This is a genomic window from Gordonia sp. N1V (assembly GCF_029269935.1).
In the GTDB taxonomy this organism is placed as follows: domain Bacteria; phylum Actinomycetota; class Actinomycetes; order Mycobacteriales; family Mycobacteriaceae; genus Gordonia; species Gordonia polyisoprenivorans.
On the sequence record NZ_JARJDD010000038.1, the window covers coordinates 11546 to 27094 of the forward strand.

Genomic DNA, 15549 nt, shown 5'->3' on the forward strand with positions numbered 1-15549 from the left:
GAGCTGCGTTTTAGCTGATAAAAGGACTAAAATACCCACATGGCGAACTGGCCTCTGGTCCAACGCGAGAAAGAATACCGAGCCATCTCCGCCGCCCTGCGGGACGAGACCGCGGTCTGCGGTGTGGTGTTGACCGGTGATTCCGGCGTCGGCAAGACAACGCTCGCGCGCCACGTCACGGCCGGGATCGGTGCGGGTGTGCGATGGGTCGCCGGGACCGAATCGGCCCGCTCGATCCCGCTCGGTGTCTTCGCCCACCTCGTCGGCCCGGCGACGTCGAGCGATCCGGTCACCTATCTCGCGGCGGCCCGTGAGTCGTTGCTCGCCGGCGGTAATGCGGTCATCGGCGTCGACGACGCCCATCTGCTCGACGAGCTATCGGCCACGCTGCTCCATCAGCTCGCCATCGACCGCGCCGTGCACATCGTGGCGACCGTCCGCAGCGGCGAGTCCGTCCCGGACGCGGTGACGTCGCTGTGGAAGGACAACCATCTCCTGCGGATCACCTTGTCGCCGTTCACCAAAGAGCAGAGCGTGGAGTTGGTGGAGTCGGTTCTCGGTGGCCAGCTCGAGGAGCACTCGGCCGATCGGATGTGGGCGGCGTCGGGAGGCAACGCGCTGTTCCTGCGGCATCTCGTCGACGGCGCGCGCCAGGCGAACACCCTGCGTCAGGTCAACGGCGTGTGGCAGTTGCGCGGGCGCGCCGCGATCACCTCCGAACTCGCCTCACTGCTCGACGGGCGCATCGAACAGCTCGACGAGGCGGTGCTGACCGCGCTGAAGTATCTCAGCCTGTGCGAGCCGTTGAACCTCGACGTGCTGGCCGAGGTCGCCGGCGAGGAGGCGGTCGAGCAGGCCGAGATCGACGGGCTCGTGCGCATCGAGCGGGAGGGCCGCGAACTCAATGTCGGCTTCCACCACCCACTGTTCGGCGAGGTGATCCGGCGCAGGCTCGGTTTCGCGTCGTCGCGGCGGTTGCGCGGGAATCTGGTGCGGGCGTTGCGTGAACGTCCGCTCGCGACCCCGTTGGACCGCATCCGGCTGGCCGAACTGGCACTGGAGAGCGACACCTCGGCGGTTGATCTGGGCCTGTTGTCGGCGGCCGCCGACGACGCGCTCAACCTCGCGCAGACACCGATGGGAGAACGTTTCGCGCGCGCGGCGATCGAGGAGGGCGGCGGCCCGGCCGAGGCCGAATTGCTCTCCCGGGCACTCATGTGGCAGGGCCATCCGCACGAGGCCGAGGACATTCTCGCCCACATCGACACCACCGGACTCGACGCGCCGCTGCGACTGCGGATCGGGCTGCAGCGCGTCGGCAACATGTTCTGGGTGATGAATCAGGCCGAGCGTGCCGAGGAGATCCTCGAGAAGGTGCGTGCCGAGGTCGACGACGAGAATCTGCTGCGCATCGTCGACGGCATCGCGTCGGCGTGCGCGCTGTTCGAGAACCGGATCGCCGACGCGATCGCACTGTCCGACGTTGCGCTGGAGTCCCCGGACGCCCTGCCGTGGGCGGTCGAGTGGGGAGTCTTCGGCGGGATGTTGTCGCGGGCATTGTCCGGTCGCGGTGATGAACTCGATCCGCTGGCCCGTCGCGCACGTGAGGCCGAACGCTACACCGACGGGCTGCTCCGGTATCCCGCAGGCATCGGTGAGATCCTCGGGCTGATCCTGTCCGGGCGACTCGACGCGGCCGGCGACGCGGTGCAGCGCTACGTCGCATTCGCCAACACCGCACAGTATTTGAGCTGGGCGATGTCGGGAATCCTGGTGTCGGCGGTCGAGTTGGCGCGCGGTGACTGTGCGTCGGTGGTGCGGCGTATCGAGCAGACCCTGGCGACCCTCGACGGCGACGAGTATTCGGCGTCGTGGAACTTCCCCGCGTATGTCTTTCTCGCCCAAGCGCTCAGTGCGTTGGGCGAGGCGACCCGCGCCGAGGAGGTGCTGGGTCGGGCACGCGCTCGGGACGGGTTGCACGTCGCGGTGTTCCGGCCGATGCTGTGGATCGCCGAGGCGTGGCAGGCCGCGGCCGCCGGTACCGTGTCCATCGGCATCGAACGTGCCTGGGCGGCAGCAGAATTGGCGGCCAAGACCGGGCAGCTCGCCGTGGAGGCGGAGGCGCTGCACACCGCGGTGCGTTTCGGGGATGCCAGCGCCGGCCCCCGCCTGGCCGAACTGGCCGAGCAGATCGATGGCCCGCTCGCGGGCCTCTACGCCCGCCACGCTGCGGCGTATGCTGCCGGCGACGGCATCGAACTCGATGTCTGCGCAGCCGATCTCGAGAAACTCGGCCGTCGGCTGTCGGCGGCCGATGTGGCCGCACAGGCCAGCGCCGTCCACGATCGTTCAGGTCGACGGTCGGCGACAGTGGCATCCTCGTCCATGGCCAACCGGCTGGCCGCCGCCTGCGGCGGACTGCGCACCCCGGCGCTCGTCGAGGCCGCCCAGCCGTTGCCGCTGACCACCCGCGAACGTGAGATCGCCAACCTCGTCGCCTCCGGCCTCTCCAACAAGCAGATCGCCGCACGGCTGACCGTCTCGGTACGCACCGTCGAGGGCCACATCTACCGAGCCTGCACCAAACTCGACGTCACCGATCGCGACGGCATCGCCGATCTCATCCTGCGCGAACGCTGACCATCGGGGGTGTACCGGACGTTGCTCGGTGGTCGAGGTGCGAGGCGCGTGCGCCGAGCCTCGAGACCCGGTGAGTCACAGCTGGTTCCACCCCACAGCGGAACTCCGTCACCGCGGGTAGGTGACAATCACCTGCCCACTCCACCGACTCCGCCACTCCACCCGCCGATCGGTGTAGAGCGTTGGCACCCACTCGGCGAGGTGTTTGCGTTGATGATCTGCCCGACACAGCGGGATCAGATCACCGAGCACCGTCCACCCTCCGGCCTCGGGGTCGGTGTGGTTGAAGGGTCGCCAATGATCGAGGTCGCACAGGTGTGACGGCATACCGCAGTAGGGGTATCGGCACCAGGGGTCGTTGGCCAGCACCTCAGCGCGCAAGGTGGCGCTGGGTGCATAGGTCAATGCCCCAGGAGGTGGCACGGTGTGACCACCGTGTCCGGTCGGATCCGCCGGCGGGGCCTGGGGTCGGTCGGAGATCTGCGGGATCAACGGTCCAGCCGTGCGCACGGATTCGGGATAATGGACGGTTTTCGCCACGTCGGCGAGGGTGGCCGCGTAGTCGCGGTCGATCGGCCCGTACCCCTGCAACCGGGGGACGAGAATCCCGTCCGGGTCTGTGAGCACCGTCAACACAGGTGCCCCGGGCACGACCAAGGCACGTCCGAACGCCACCGGCACCTCCTCCGGCGTCGGCTCATCCATGGGATCGGGGATGTCGGGTTCGACGACCGGCTCCACCACATCGACAGGTTCCTGTGCCCGCGCATTGGAAGGGGCCGGCGCACTGGAAGCTTCGATGTCCTCGACTTCAGGCGCATCCGCGTCAGCCGGTTCGGGGAGCAAGTCGTCCCACGCTGCCGCATCGGCAGCGTCGGCGGGTGTTTCGGCCGACCCGTTGCTGTCGGTGCCGCCACCTCGTTTCGGGCAATCATCTTGTCCGCATTCGCAGTCGAGGTGCGCCCCCGGCACACCGGTGATCTCACCCAGTGCGATCACCCGCAGCGACCCCACGCGACGCGGGTCCTTACGGCAGGTCCGTTCATCGATCAGCGCCTCGATCTGCGTCGTGAGAAACACCCCATAATGCGCGGGAACAACCGCACCCAGAGAGGAGTGCCCCGCAACATCGGGGGCGATGGTCACGTTCCCCACCAGGTCGGCGATATCTTCGCGTTCCTCGGTGACACTGTCGGGGTTCATCGAAATCAGCGCAGCGTCGAGCTGTTGCGACAGCACCGGATCGGTCGTCGCGCGGGATCCGTAGTCCAGGACGATCTCTTCGAACGACATCTCCGATTCGTTACCGGACTCATCACCGGTGTCGGTGTCCGCGCCACGTTGGGCGGCGCGCGCCATGATCGAGGCCCGGTTGGTGGACAGTTCCCCGTTCAGATAGGCGGCGCGGATGAGCGGGAACTTCTCCAACAGATCCGCCAGAGCAATCCAGCTGCCGGCCTTACTGCGGGAGACCGTGAACTGCAGAGACACTTCGGCGCGTGCGAGTTTGTCGGCGTGCTCGATCACCGAGCCCCACACCTCGACCTCGGACTGGCCCGCCAAACGCTCCCGATACACCCGATCCGCCAACGCGGCGGCAGCAAGCACCGTCCGGGCTTCGTATTTGCGGGACTCGCGTAGCAGGTCCGGACCGGTCTCGGTGAGCTCATCGCGCGACATTGCGGCGATCGCGGCAGCGTCGGCATCCGGATCAGTGAACGTCAACGTCGTCGACACCCAAAACCTCCCCTCCCACGATCGGACGTGATGAGAACAAGTGTACGAAGGGGTACCGACAAAACCGGTCCGACGATCGCCACACCGGAGAAATCTGTGGACAAGAATTTTCGCGCGCGTCGACTGGGGATCAATGTGGTTGCGATACTTGTCATCTCGCCGGGTCTCGAGGCTCGGCGCTAGCGCGCCGAGCACCTCGACCATCGGGGGAAGGGTCGACCATCGGTCAGGAAGCGGCCGTCGCCCGTTCCGATGGTCGAGGCCTCGGGACCCCTCTCGCCGGTGAGTATCCGGTCCACAGTGATCCGAAATCGGCAGCGGCAACAACGCTGCCCACCGTTACGTCAGGGAGACGCTGAGCTCACTCGCCGGTCCGGATTGCCGGCCCCACCTTCAGGGTGAAGCCGGGGATCGCGGCGAGTGGGACGTGGGCCTCATAGGTGCGGTCGTATCCGGTCGCGCAGATCCGCCAACCGTCTGCCGTGCGGCGGTAGGTGTCGTCGTAGAACGCGGCGCCGATGAGCATGAACTCGAAGTCGGGCACGATCACCCGATCCGACAGGTACCAGCGCCCATGCGCGATATCGCCGGACACCTCGATCTCCGGATGCGAGACGCGATGCTCGGTGATCACCCCGGGCCCCACCGACGTCCGCATGAAACCGACCAGTTCATCCCGAGCGGTGAAGCTCAGGGAGTCGCCGTACTCGCCGGTGACGTCGTCGGTCAGCGTGTCGGCGAAGGTGTCCCAGTCCTTGGTGTCGAGGGCACGGAGGTATCGGTACTTGAGCGCTTCGATGGCGGCGACGTCGTTCACACTTCGAGGACTACCGCACCGGCATGGCCGACGACCCCGGAATCGCCGAGTTGATCAGCTTTTCCGGGCCGTCCCCGGCAGCACGCCGGCGTCGATGACCGCCTTGACGTACGGCCGGATCGCCTGCAGCGCGTCGTCGAGTTCGGGTCGGGCCCAGAGTTGCTCACCGAGAGCATCGGTGGTGGCCTCGACGTCGTCGTAGAGCGCGGCACCTGCGGCGGTCAGTCGATGGCCGTCATCGCTGCGTTCGGCCAGACCACGTTCGACGAGCCGATCCACCGACGCCTCCCAGTCCTGCCCCGACCACCCGCGGGTGAGCAGCGTCATCTCGCGGCCCATCGACCGCCGGCGCACCGTCGGATCAGGAAGTGTGGCCTCATGGAAGACCGCGGCGTCGATGCCGTTGAGACCACTCACGACCAGTGCGGCAATGTGGTTGTCGCCGCGCCATTCTCGCAGTATCGCGACCGCGTGCCAGAGTCGGAGGTGCGCAGCGTTGGGAGCCGGCGACTCAGCCCACGCCGCGGCCAACGGACGACCTGTGTAGGGCAGCGTACGCCCGGCGTCGGCGAAGACATCGGCCAGACGAGCGATCTCCGGGTCGTCGGCGCGTTCGCCGAGGATGGTCCGCAATTGCTCGTCGAGCATCGTCCATCGCGCCTGCGACACCCGCTCGAGGCCGCACGCCACCGCCTTGGGCCAGCTCTTCGCGATCGAGGTGGGAGCAAAGTTGAAGAAGGCCGAGGTGACCACCGCCGGCGCGCACTCGCCGAGTGGTGCCCCGCGAGCACCGACATAGAACGCGTGCGGATTCAGGCCCGTGGCCTCCTGTGCGGCACCGAGACCGGGGTTGAAGTAGGCGAGGATGTGAAAGGGCTCGAGCGTCTCGTACGCGCGGCGCGCGTGCGAGATCTGGTCAGACGACATGCCTCACACGTTTGCTGCTGACCGGTCCGGGTGTCAAGACGAGGCCGGGATGTCGCCGCGAGTTCACTGCGCCCGATCGCGCCCGTTGCGGGTCGCCGGGCGATGTTCGTCGTCGCGCGGTATGCCGAGGTCGGCCTCGAGGTCTTCTTCGACGAGGGTGAAGTCGGCGTCGCAGAATTCGTTCTCGTTCGGGGACATCTCCAGACGCGCCTCGTCGTCGAGCTCTTCTGCGCCGTAGTCCTCCTCGTCGAAATCCTCACGGCCGCGACGCCATCCGCCCTTCATCGGTGGTGCCTCGCCGAAGTGGTCGGGATCACCGGATCCGTACCAGGCGACGAGAACGGCACCGACGACGGCGCCGATGAAGCCGACGACGGCCAGCCACCCCAGGCCGGGCTTGGCGGTGTCGCCGAGGAACAGCACTCCGACGAGACTCGGTCCCGCGGTCTCGCCGACCACGAGCACCGCGGTCACCCCGTTGACCGCCCCGAGCTGCAGGGCGACGGTTTGCACGAAGAACCCGCAGGCGCCGGCGACAGCGATGGTCCACGCGGCCGGGTCGAGCAGCAGAACCTTCAGGTCGAACGGGTGCACGCCGTCGAGGATGCGGACGGCGATCGCGATTACACCGAAGAGCAGACCGGCCATCGCGCCACCGACGATCGCGCCGTGGCGTCCGAGCCGGTACACACCGAGCAGTGCCAGAGCCGACAACAGGATCGTCGCCCCGAACAGACCCCAGTGGATGGTGTCGGCCTGGCCCTCGCCGGTGGTGTGTGAGGAGGAGAAGCCGAGCAGGCACAGCGAGAACACGACCAGCCAGATGGCGATCCAGTCGCGGGTGTGCAACGCGATGTTGAGCATGATCGTGCCGAGCAACGCCGTCACGACGAGATTCGCCGAGACGATGGTCTGCGACAGGAACAGCGGGAGGAATCGCGCGGCGACCGCACCGCCGGCGAATCCGACGATGACCATGACGGTGCCGAGGATGAAGGAGGGGTCGACGAGCGTCGACATGGTCGACTGCAGCGAAGGGCCGCCCGCGGCGTTGGTGCCGACGACGCCGTCCTCGCGTTCGGTTTGCGCGACCCGGCGCGCTCCGAGCGCTCGGAGCACCGTCGACATGCCGTAGGCAACGGCGGCCAGCGATGCCGAGATGACGCCGATCACGAACAGCATCGCCGCACCCCTTCCGCCCGACCGAACGTAGCCAACCTAACAATCCAGAGAATCCCAACGATGACCGCGGGTCCGCTATTCCATGTAATCCGCCTCCGCCCGCTCAATGCAATCGATTTGTACCCTTTGCCCGACTGTCGTCCCCTGGATCGGCGGCGTAGCGGTGTGAGGTGAGTATGCGGCAGGGGTCCGACAAACCACGGCGGCCCGGCAGCCGTCGCAGACGCCGGGGCGAGCACGCCTACACTCGCCCCGTGGCCTTCTCCGGTAAGCACATCCTGATCACCTTCGGCCGGTCCTTTCTCAGCCTGAACCTGGCGCGCCTGCTCGCGGCGGCCGGGCATCGGGTCACCACCGTCGACTCGATCCCGGTGGCGCTGACCCGGGTCTCGAAGGCCGTCGACTCGTTCCACCTTGTCCCGCCGCCCAAGTTCAAGCCGCAGGAATACTGCCGTGAACTGGCCAGGATCGTCGTCGACGAACACGTCGACATGGTGATCCCGATCCACGAAGAGACCGACATCCTGTCGATGATGCGGGGACTGTTCCCACCTGACTGCGAGCTCTTCCTGTCCGATTTCGAACTCGAGAATCGGTTGCACAACAAGTACGACTTCCAGGAGATGCTCGTCGAGCACGGCATCGACACCCTGAAGTTCGCGCGGCTCGACGGTCCGGAGGACATCGACAAGCTCGATTTCACCGGCCCCTTCGCGGTCAAGAAGTGCTACTCGCGCGGCTCGCAGAAGGTGCACAAGGTGTATCCGGGCGATCGGATGGAGTGGCTCGATCACGATCCGAGCAATCCGTGGCTCGCGCAGGAGTGGCTGACCGGCGATCGCTACTGCACGTACTCGGTGGTGCGGGAGGGCAAGATCTTCGCGCACGCGACCTACCCCGTCGAGTACGCGATCGGTGGCAGCTCGTGCCTGTCCTTCGTCTCGGCGCAGCACCAGCCGATCTTCGACTGGGTCGAGAAGTTCCTCGCGGACACCGATTTCACCGGGCAGGTCGGCTTCGACTTCATCGACCACCCGGAAAAGGGGCTGTACTGCATCGAATGCAATCCGCGTGCCACCAGCGGGATCATGATGTTCCGGCCGCACAATCGCGTCGATGAGGCGTTCTTCGGTGAGAACGACGAATTGATCGTCCCCGATGACGACGTGCACACCATGATCAAGGTCGGCATGACGATCTTCGGGTGGCGTGAGGATGCGCGGCAGGGACGAACCATGCGGCAGTACTTCCGGGACCTGCGCGGATTCGACGACGTCATCGGTGTGCGCGGAGACCGGCTGCCGGGTTACGCGCTTCCCGTCGCCTACCTCGGAATCGTGCGCAGCTGCCTGAAGTACCGGGTCGGCCTCGCGGAGGGCTTCATGCACGACCACGAGTGGGACGGGCACGTCATCTGAGGTCCGGCGGTATCCGACACCCGGCGGTGCTCGGCGCGCCGAATCGGCGGCGCTGTGTTTTTGTGTTCCGGTGACCATCCATCTCGGCCATCTGATCCACATCACCGGTGCCCCGACGCTGCAGGAGGCCCCCGCGGCGTTGGTCGACATCGCCGACGGCGCACTGGTGATCGACGACGCGACCGGCATCATCGTCTACAGCGGTCCGCGCGCCGGCCTGTCCGAGGACGCCGACGGCGTCACCGTCGACCATGGTGACGCCTACCTGATCCCGGGATTCGTCGACGCCCACATCCACTTCCCGCAGACCTATTCGCTCGACGCCTACGGGGGTGGGCAATTACTGGAGTGGTTGAGCACCTGCATCTTTCCCGCCGAGGCCCGGCTCGCCGACCCGAAGTTCGCACAGCGGATCGCCCGTGACTTCACCGCACGACGGATCGCCACCGGCACAACCGCGGCCATGGTGTTCGGGTCGGCGTTCGGCCACGCCCAGGACGCGTTGTTCACCGAGACCGCCCGGGTGGGGCTGCGACTGGTCAGTGGACGTGGAATCCAAACGGTCGGACCGGATTCCGCCGAGCCGCTGCTCACCTCCGAGGCCGACGCCATCGCTCTGACCCGCGCGGAGATCGAACGCTGGCATGGTGCCGATACCGGCGACCCGTCAACGTCGTTGTTGCACACAGCGATCGTGCCGCGGTTCACGTTGTCGGTGACCACCCAGACGTTGCGGGCACTGGGTGAGTTGTATGCGGAGGTGGCCGATACCGGGGTGTATGTCCACACCCACCTCAACGAGAACAATCGGCCGGGCACCGGTGAGATCGATTCGGTGAAAAAGCTTTTCGAGGTTGACACCTACCTCGACACCTACGACGGGAAGTTCCTGCCGGGCTCGGCACACGGCGGAGAGAGTCTGTTGGGACGTCGCACGATCCTGGCGCACGCCGTGCACTGCACCGACGCCGAACTGGATCGGATGGCGCAGACCGGGACGTCGATCGCGCACTGCCCGACCTCGCAGTTGTTTCTCGGATCGGGCACGATGCCGTGGCGCAGAACTGTCGGTTCCGGGGTGACCGTGGCGGCCGGAAGTGATTGCGGTGCAGGCGATGAGTGGCTGATCTCCCGCGTGCTCTCCGATGCGTTCAAGGTGCACATCTCCGAGCCGGGAGACGCGGGTGTGTCGATCCATCCGGCGCAGTTGTTGTTCACCGGAACGCTGGCCGGCGCGCGAGCTCTCGACGCCGAGGATCGGTTCGGCAATCTCGACGTCGGCAAGGAGGCCGACTTCCTGGTCGTCGAGCCGTGGCGATGGCCGCCGCTGGAAGTGGTCCTTGCGAACGGGATTCGGGCCGACGACGCCGATCTGGCCCGCGAACAGGAGTTGTTCGCGTTGTTGATGGCGCTGCGTGAACCGGCGATCGCCGAGGTCTACGTCCGCGGGCAGCGGGTGAGCCCGGACGAGGGGTGAGCCGGATGAGGAACCCCCGGCCGGTCGTGAATCAGCGGGCGGGAAGGGTGTCCGCGGGGACGGCGTCGTCGGAGTGCCCTGCAGATGGGGCGGTTGGCCCGGACTGGGCGATGATGCCGACGAGTGCACCGATCCCCGCGGCGCAGGCCACGAGTACGAGCACTGCGGCGAGTGCGAGAAATTCCATGTTGGTCATGTGTTCCCATTGTCCGTGGCGAGGCCGTCACGTCCACTCACCAGCGCATAAGGTGTCCACACTCACCTGTCCGCCGCGGGTGTGATCTGGCGCGGATCGGCCCGTTTCGCTTCTCGGTATTCCGAGCTGAATGCGGCCGATCATGCCGAGTTGGTCGGGGATCGAGCGCGGAACGGTCTCGGCGATTGCCGAGTACTGAACTCGCACAGCGACTCTCGTGAAGTATCTCCGCTGAGACACCGCACGGGCCGGACACGATTCGAGGGTCACTCGAGGTGTGTCCGGCCCGTGCGTTCACACGATGCGGCAGGGTTCACCCGCGCATCGGGCTGACTGTGATGCTCCGGCTGCAATACTCCGGCTCGGGTGTGCGCCGGTGTTACGGAGCCCAGGTCCGCGGTGCGGCGTCGGCGGTGTCGTCGGCAGGAGCGGTGACCCGATGGGCCCGGTTCACCGCGGACACCACGGCGCGCAACGAGGCGGTGGTGATGGACGAGGCGACGCCCACACCCCACACGGTCTCACCGTTGACCTGCGCCTCCACGTACGACGCGGCGTTGGCGTCGCCGCCGGCGGTCATCGCGTGCTCGCTGTAGTCGAGAACCCGGACGTCGAATCCGACCGTCGCCAGGGCGTCGACGAAGGCCGCGAGCGGACCGTTACCGGTCCCGCTGATCTCCTTCTCGACGCCGTCGACCTTCACGACTGCGGTGATGGTGTCGTCGCCGCCGTCGACCTCGGAGGCGTCCACACGCTGGCGCATCCGCTCGAGCGGACGCACCGGGTGCAGGTATTCGTCGGCGAAGACGTCCCACATCTCCTTCGGCGACACTTCGCCGCCCTCACCGTCGGTGAGTTTCTGGATCTCCCGGCTGAACTCGATCTGCAGGCGCCGCGGCAGGCTCATGCCGTGATCGGTCTTCATGATGTAGGCCACGCCGCCCTTGCCGGACTGGCTGTTCACGCGGATGACGGCCTCGTAGCTGCGTCCGACATCCTTGGGATCGATCGGCAGATACGGTACGGCCCAGGTGATGTCGTCGACGTCGGAGTCGTCGACATCGGCGTCGACCTTCATCTGGTCGAGGCCCTTGTTGATCGCGTCCTGGTGGCTGCCGGAGAACGCGGTGTAGACCAGGTCGCCGCCGTACGGGTGACGTTCGGGGACATTGAGCTGGTTGCAGTATTCGACGGTGCGCCGGATCTCGTCGATGTCGGAGAAGCTGATCTGCGGATCGACGCCACGGCTGAACATATTCATGCCCAGCGTCACCAGGCAGACGTTGCCGGTGCGCTCACCGTTGCCGAACAAGCAGCCCTCGATACGGTCGGCGCCCGCCTGATAGCCCAATTCCGCTGCGGCGACCGCGGTTCCGCGGTCGTTGTGCGGGTGCAGACTCAGGATGATCGAGTCGCGACGAGCCAGGTTGCGGCTCATCCACTCGATCGAGTCCGCATACACGTTGGGGGTGGCCATCTCCACGGTCGCCGGCAGGTTGATGATCATCGGCTTGTCCGGGGTGGGGGCGATGATCTCGGTGACCGCGTCGCACACCTCTTTGGCGTAACTCAGCTCGGTGCCGGTGTAGGACTCGGGGGAGTACTCGTAGCGCCAGTTGGTGTCGGGGTACTTCTTCTCCTCCTCGAGGACCCGGCGTGCGGCGTTGGTGGCGATCTCGGTGATCTTGCCCTTGTCGGCGCGGAACACCACGCGACGCTGCAGGACCGAGGTGGAGTTGTAGAAGTGGACGATCACGTTCGCGGCGCCGCGGCACGCCTCGAAGGTCCGCTCGATCAGTTCGTCACGGCATTGGGTGAGGACCTGGATGGTGACGTCGTCGGGGATGGCGCCGTCCTCGATGATCTCGCGGACGAAGTCGAAGTCGGTCTGGCTCGCCGAGGGGAATCCGACCTCGATCTCCTTGTATCCCATCCGGACCAGCAGGTCGAACATGCGACGTTTGCGGGCGGGACTCATCGGGTCGATCAGCGCCTGGTTGCCGTCGCGCAGGTCCACCGCACACCACAGGGGTGCGCGGTCGATGACCTTGTCGGGCCAGGTGCGGTCGGGAACCGATACCGCCTCGACCTCGTCGGCGAAGGAGCGGTAACGGTGCACGGGCATCGCCGAGCTGCGCTGCTTGTTCCAGACCGGCTGATCGGCGGGAATGGGTCCCGTGGGCTCGACGATACGACTCGCGCCCGAGGTGAAGGTGTCTGCTGCTGCCATCATTGGTCAATCTCCGAAAGTCAAAGAGGGAAGATGACCGGCGCATAAGAAGGCCCGCGACGGAGGGCCGGTCGATTCAGACCCCGCCGCGGCAACCGAGAAGGAGCGCGCGCTGCATGCGCTCGACAGTACTCCTGGTGGTCGCGACGGATCAACCACGGGGTGGCTCGCCCCTCGGTCACCACCCGGCCGGGGCTCACGGTGCCGGGGGACCCAGGAGCAACCGGCGCTCGGTCAGCATCCCGACGAGCGTCGGGTCGAGCGATCGGCTCTGATCTGCACGCCAGCACCATGACAGTGTCTCGTATCCGACCTGACACACCGCCACGTGGTGGGCCCAGTGCTCGCGCGCCCATGGTGGTTCGTCGCCGGCCGCATCGGTCGCGGCCATCTCCGACTCGAGCAGGGTCCACTGCAGGTCTCGGCGGGCGATCAGCGATTCCGGTGCTCCGACGGGCACCATCGTGACCGTCTCCAACACGTGGTCGACGTCGACGAGTACGGCGTCATCGGCGCGGATGGCGCTGCGCCGATGCAGGTGGGCACCGACCAGCCACATCGAGGCGATCGCCAGAACCACGCCCACCAGGGTCTCCAGGAAACGATCGCGGACCGGGACGGTGATGTCGGCCGACGGGGTGCCCATGAGCATCGCCAGCGGCGTGATGAAGGTAACCGCCACCGCGTAGTTGCCGACGATCGTCAGCTCGATCAGCACATTGAGCACGGCGATGACGACGATGAGCGCGGGAACGCCGAGATCGAGCAGATGGAGGGCTGCGAAGACCGCAAGTCCGACGACGGTGCCGGCCAGCCGGTGAGCGCCGCGGATGACCCCGCGAATCCGATCGGGTCCCAACTGCAGGACGAGTACCGCGCCGAGGATCGCCCAGTCCGGCCGGGTGAGGCCGACGACGACCGAGATCGCGCCTGCGCAGAACGCCGAGACGATCACCCGGCCGGTGGTGATCTGGGCGTGGCTGAACGGGGCCGTGGCCATGCGCAGGCGGTGAGCGACCGTCGGACGACCCAGCGGCGGGGAGATCGCCAGCGGGTCGCGAGCGTCGTGCAGTCGATGCATCGACTGCCAGAGCTGTTGTGCCAAAGCGGTATTCGTCGCCGCTGCGTCGTGCAGCACGGTCCACGCATGCAGCGTCGACAGGGCGACGCCGTGCCGTCGGGCGCGATCGGCGCCACGATTGCCGTCCAGGTAGTCCTCCACCGCCGCCATCGCGGCAAGGGTCGCCGAGGTCTCCGGGCCATGGGGACGCCACAGGCCGGGCGCCATTGCCACGATCAGGGAGCCGACGCCACCGGCGGTGGTGGCGACGACGAGCGGACCGAGATCGACGCCGTGGCGCGTCACCACGGACGCGACCGCTGCGGTGAGTACGAAGAAGAACGGACCGGGTGGTCCGAGGCGCAGCGCATTGACCCCGAAGGTGACCAGCGCTGCACCGCAGACCAGTAGTGCGACGATCACCAGATCCTCGGATAATGATGCATCGGGTCCGGCCCACGCACCGAGCGCGCCGTATCCCGCGGACGCCGCCACCAGCAGGACTGCGGCGGTGAGCACCGCCCGCCACCGAACCCGGTAGGGGCGCTTTTCGCCGTACAGAGCCGCGAACCCGCCGAGGGCCGCGAGAAGTGCATCCCGCTCGAAACCCACGAGATACAGCGCCGCGGCGGGTATCGCGAATGCCAACCCGGCCCGCAGCGCCGCAGCCCATCGCCCGCGGATGTCGGGGACGGCGAAGAACGCGCGTCTGATCGACGGACGCGGGGGTGGCGCGGGGCGGGGGTCGGCGTGGGGCATCGCCGACTCACTCTAGAGCGCACGATCGCTGCGGTCACCGGCGATCAGCAGCACGAGGACAGCCGCCTCCCAACATCGGCTCATACGGTTGGCTCCAGTCGATCGCCGCTTCGAGTCGATCGCCGATGACATCAATCCCGAAGGAGTCGAGAGTCCCCATGCGTAAACACATCCGCCGCCCGGTGTTCCGTCGACTGTCCATAGGTGTGGTCGGTGTCGGCATCGTCACCGCCGCCGCATCCGGTGGCGTGGCCACGGCCGCGCCACCGGCCCCTGCTCCTGTCACCGCGCCGATCACTGCGCCTGTCGTTCAGAAGTAGAGCGCGGGTCGCGAGGCCTCTCCCGGTGGTCGCGAACCTTTCTCCCGGTGGTCGAGCTACCCGCCCTACCCGATGGTCGTGACCCCTTCTCCCGGTGGTCGAGCTACCCGCCCTACCCGATGGTCGTGACCCCTTCCGATGGTCGAGGTGCACGGCGCCCCCGGCGCCGGGCCTCGAGACCCGGTGAGACAACAAGCGTCCCAACCACATCGAGAGCACGACAGACGAAACCGCACCCCTTACCACATCCCACCGACAGAAAACTGTCGCCGAAACATGTTGTCCACAAGCAGAATTGATCGAAAGTACCCCTTGCATCGAACATGCTTTCGTGTAGACTGGACCCATCACACCGATCAGCCACTGGGGAGGGGCCCATGATCGACACCACCGAAGTTCTTGACGCCGAGGCGATCTTCGCTGACATAGTCACCCAACTCAGCGACCTGCAATGGAATCCGGAGATGACCGGGCCACAAGCCTTTGGTGCGATGAAACAAGTCCTGTTGTTGCGCAATCTGGTTGATCACCACGCCACATCACTTACCGGTGAGATGGATCGGCTGGGAGTGGCCGATCACAAGACGACCCGGCTACGGGAGTTGTTGATCAGCATGGGTTTCGCACCGGCCGTCGCTTCGCGATATGTGCGGGTTGCCGCCACCACCGATGTGGATCTGCTGCTCGCGCACGCGGCGGACGGGTCCATCTCCTCCGAACATGTGGATGCGATCGTGCGCGGGTTGGCGCACATCGACACCCGATGCCCCGAACCCCTCGACACCG

At 66.7% G+C, this 15549-nt stretch carries 11 protein-coding genes and 1 pseudogene; 5 read left to right on the top strand and 7 right to left on the bottom strand.

Annotated elements, in window-relative coordinates:
* The first annotated feature begins 39 nt into the window (after positions 1–39).
* Positions 40–2640 (top strand): LuxR family transcriptional regulator, encoded by a 2601-nt coding sequence (locus tag P3L18_RS27295; RefSeq protein ID WP_006369493.1) that lies wholly within the window; start codon positions 40–42, stop codon positions 2638–2640.
* 108 nt (positions 2641–2748) lie between these two features.
* On the opposite strand, the gene P3L18_RS27300 is transcribed toward P3L18_RS27295, so the two are convergent.
* The 4 genes from P3L18_RS27300 to P3L18_RS27315 all read right to left on the bottom strand — a co-directional run bounded on the left by P3L18_RS27300 (position 2749) and on the right by P3L18_RS27315 (position 7303).
* Positions 2749–4377: an HNH endonuclease signature motif containing protein gene (locus tag P3L18_RS27300; RefSeq protein ID WP_276115890.1), complete on the bottom strand. Its 1629-nt coding sequence runs from the start codon at positions 4375–4377 to the stop codon at positions 2749–2751.
* A 361-nt stretch (positions 4378–4738) separates the two neighbouring features.
* A complete protein-coding gene (locus P3L18_RS27305) occupies positions 4739–5194 on the bottom strand; it encodes a nuclear transport factor 2 family protein (RefSeq protein ID WP_006369495.1) in 456 nt (151 codons plus the stop codon).
* 54 nt (positions 5195–5248) lie between these two features.
* Positions 5249–6121 (bottom strand): hypothetical protein, encoded by an 873-nt coding sequence (locus P3L18_RS27310; protein ID WP_079931165.1) that lies wholly within the window; start codon positions 6119–6121, stop codon positions 5249–5251.
* Between the two features lie 63 nt (positions 6122–6184).
* Positions 6185–7303 carry a DMT family transporter gene (locus P3L18_RS27315; protein WP_079931164.1) on the bottom strand — a complete coding sequence of 373 codons (1119 nt, stop codon included), beginning with the start codon at positions 7301–7303 and terminating at the stop codon, positions 6185–6187.
* Positions 7304–7557: 254 nt separating this feature from the next.
* Here P3L18_RS27315 and P3L18_RS27320 point away from each other — a divergent pair, with 254 nt between their 5' ends.
* Together P3L18_RS27320 and P3L18_RS27325 are read left to right on the top strand one after the other, a co-directional pair.
* The gene (locus P3L18_RS27320) at positions 7558–8721 is read left to right on the top strand and encodes a carboxylate--amine ligase (protein ID WP_014358696.1); all 1164 of its coding nucleotides are present in this window, start codon (positions 7558–7560) and stop codon (positions 8719–8721) included.
* Between the two features lie 70 nt (positions 8722–8791).
* Positions 8792–10198, top strand: a complete 1407-nt coding sequence (locus P3L18_RS27325; RefSeq protein WP_276115891.1) for an amidohydrolase family protein — start codon at positions 8792–8794, stop codon at positions 10196–10198.
* A 31-nt stretch (positions 10199–10229) separates the two neighbouring features.
* Here the strand turns inward: P3L18_RS27325 and P3L18_RS27330 are convergent, their stop codons facing one another.
* The 3 genes from P3L18_RS27330 to P3L18_RS27340 form a co-directional block, all read right to left on the bottom strand.
* Positions 10230–10394, bottom strand: coding sequence for a hypothetical protein (locus tag P3L18_RS27330; protein ID WP_020172538.1), 165 nt, complete (start codon positions 10392–10394; stop codon positions 10230–10232).
* Between the two features lie 379 nt (positions 10395–10773).
* Entirely contained in the window at positions 10774–12624 is a 1851-nt protein-coding gene (gene leuA / locus P3L18_RS27335) for a 2-isopropylmalate synthase (RefSeq protein WP_276115892.1), read from the bottom strand.
* A gap of 196 nt (positions 12625–12820) precedes the next feature.
* Positions 12821–14443, bottom strand: a complete 1623-nt coding sequence (locus tag P3L18_RS27340; RefSeq protein ID WP_276115893.1) for an FUSC family protein — start codon at positions 14441–14443, stop codon at positions 12821–12823.
* Positions 14444–14601: 158 nt separating this feature from the next.
* On the opposite strand from P3L18_RS27340, the gene P3L18_RS27345 reads away from it, so the two are divergent.
* Positions 14602–14763 (top strand): hypothetical protein, encoded by a 162-nt coding sequence (locus P3L18_RS27345; protein ID WP_155828416.1) that lies wholly within the window; start codon positions 14602–14604, stop codon positions 14761–14763.
* Between the two features lie 377 nt (positions 14764–15140).
* A pseudogene (locus P3L18_RS27350) lies at positions 15141–15549 on the top strand (HNH endonuclease); the annotation flags it as partial.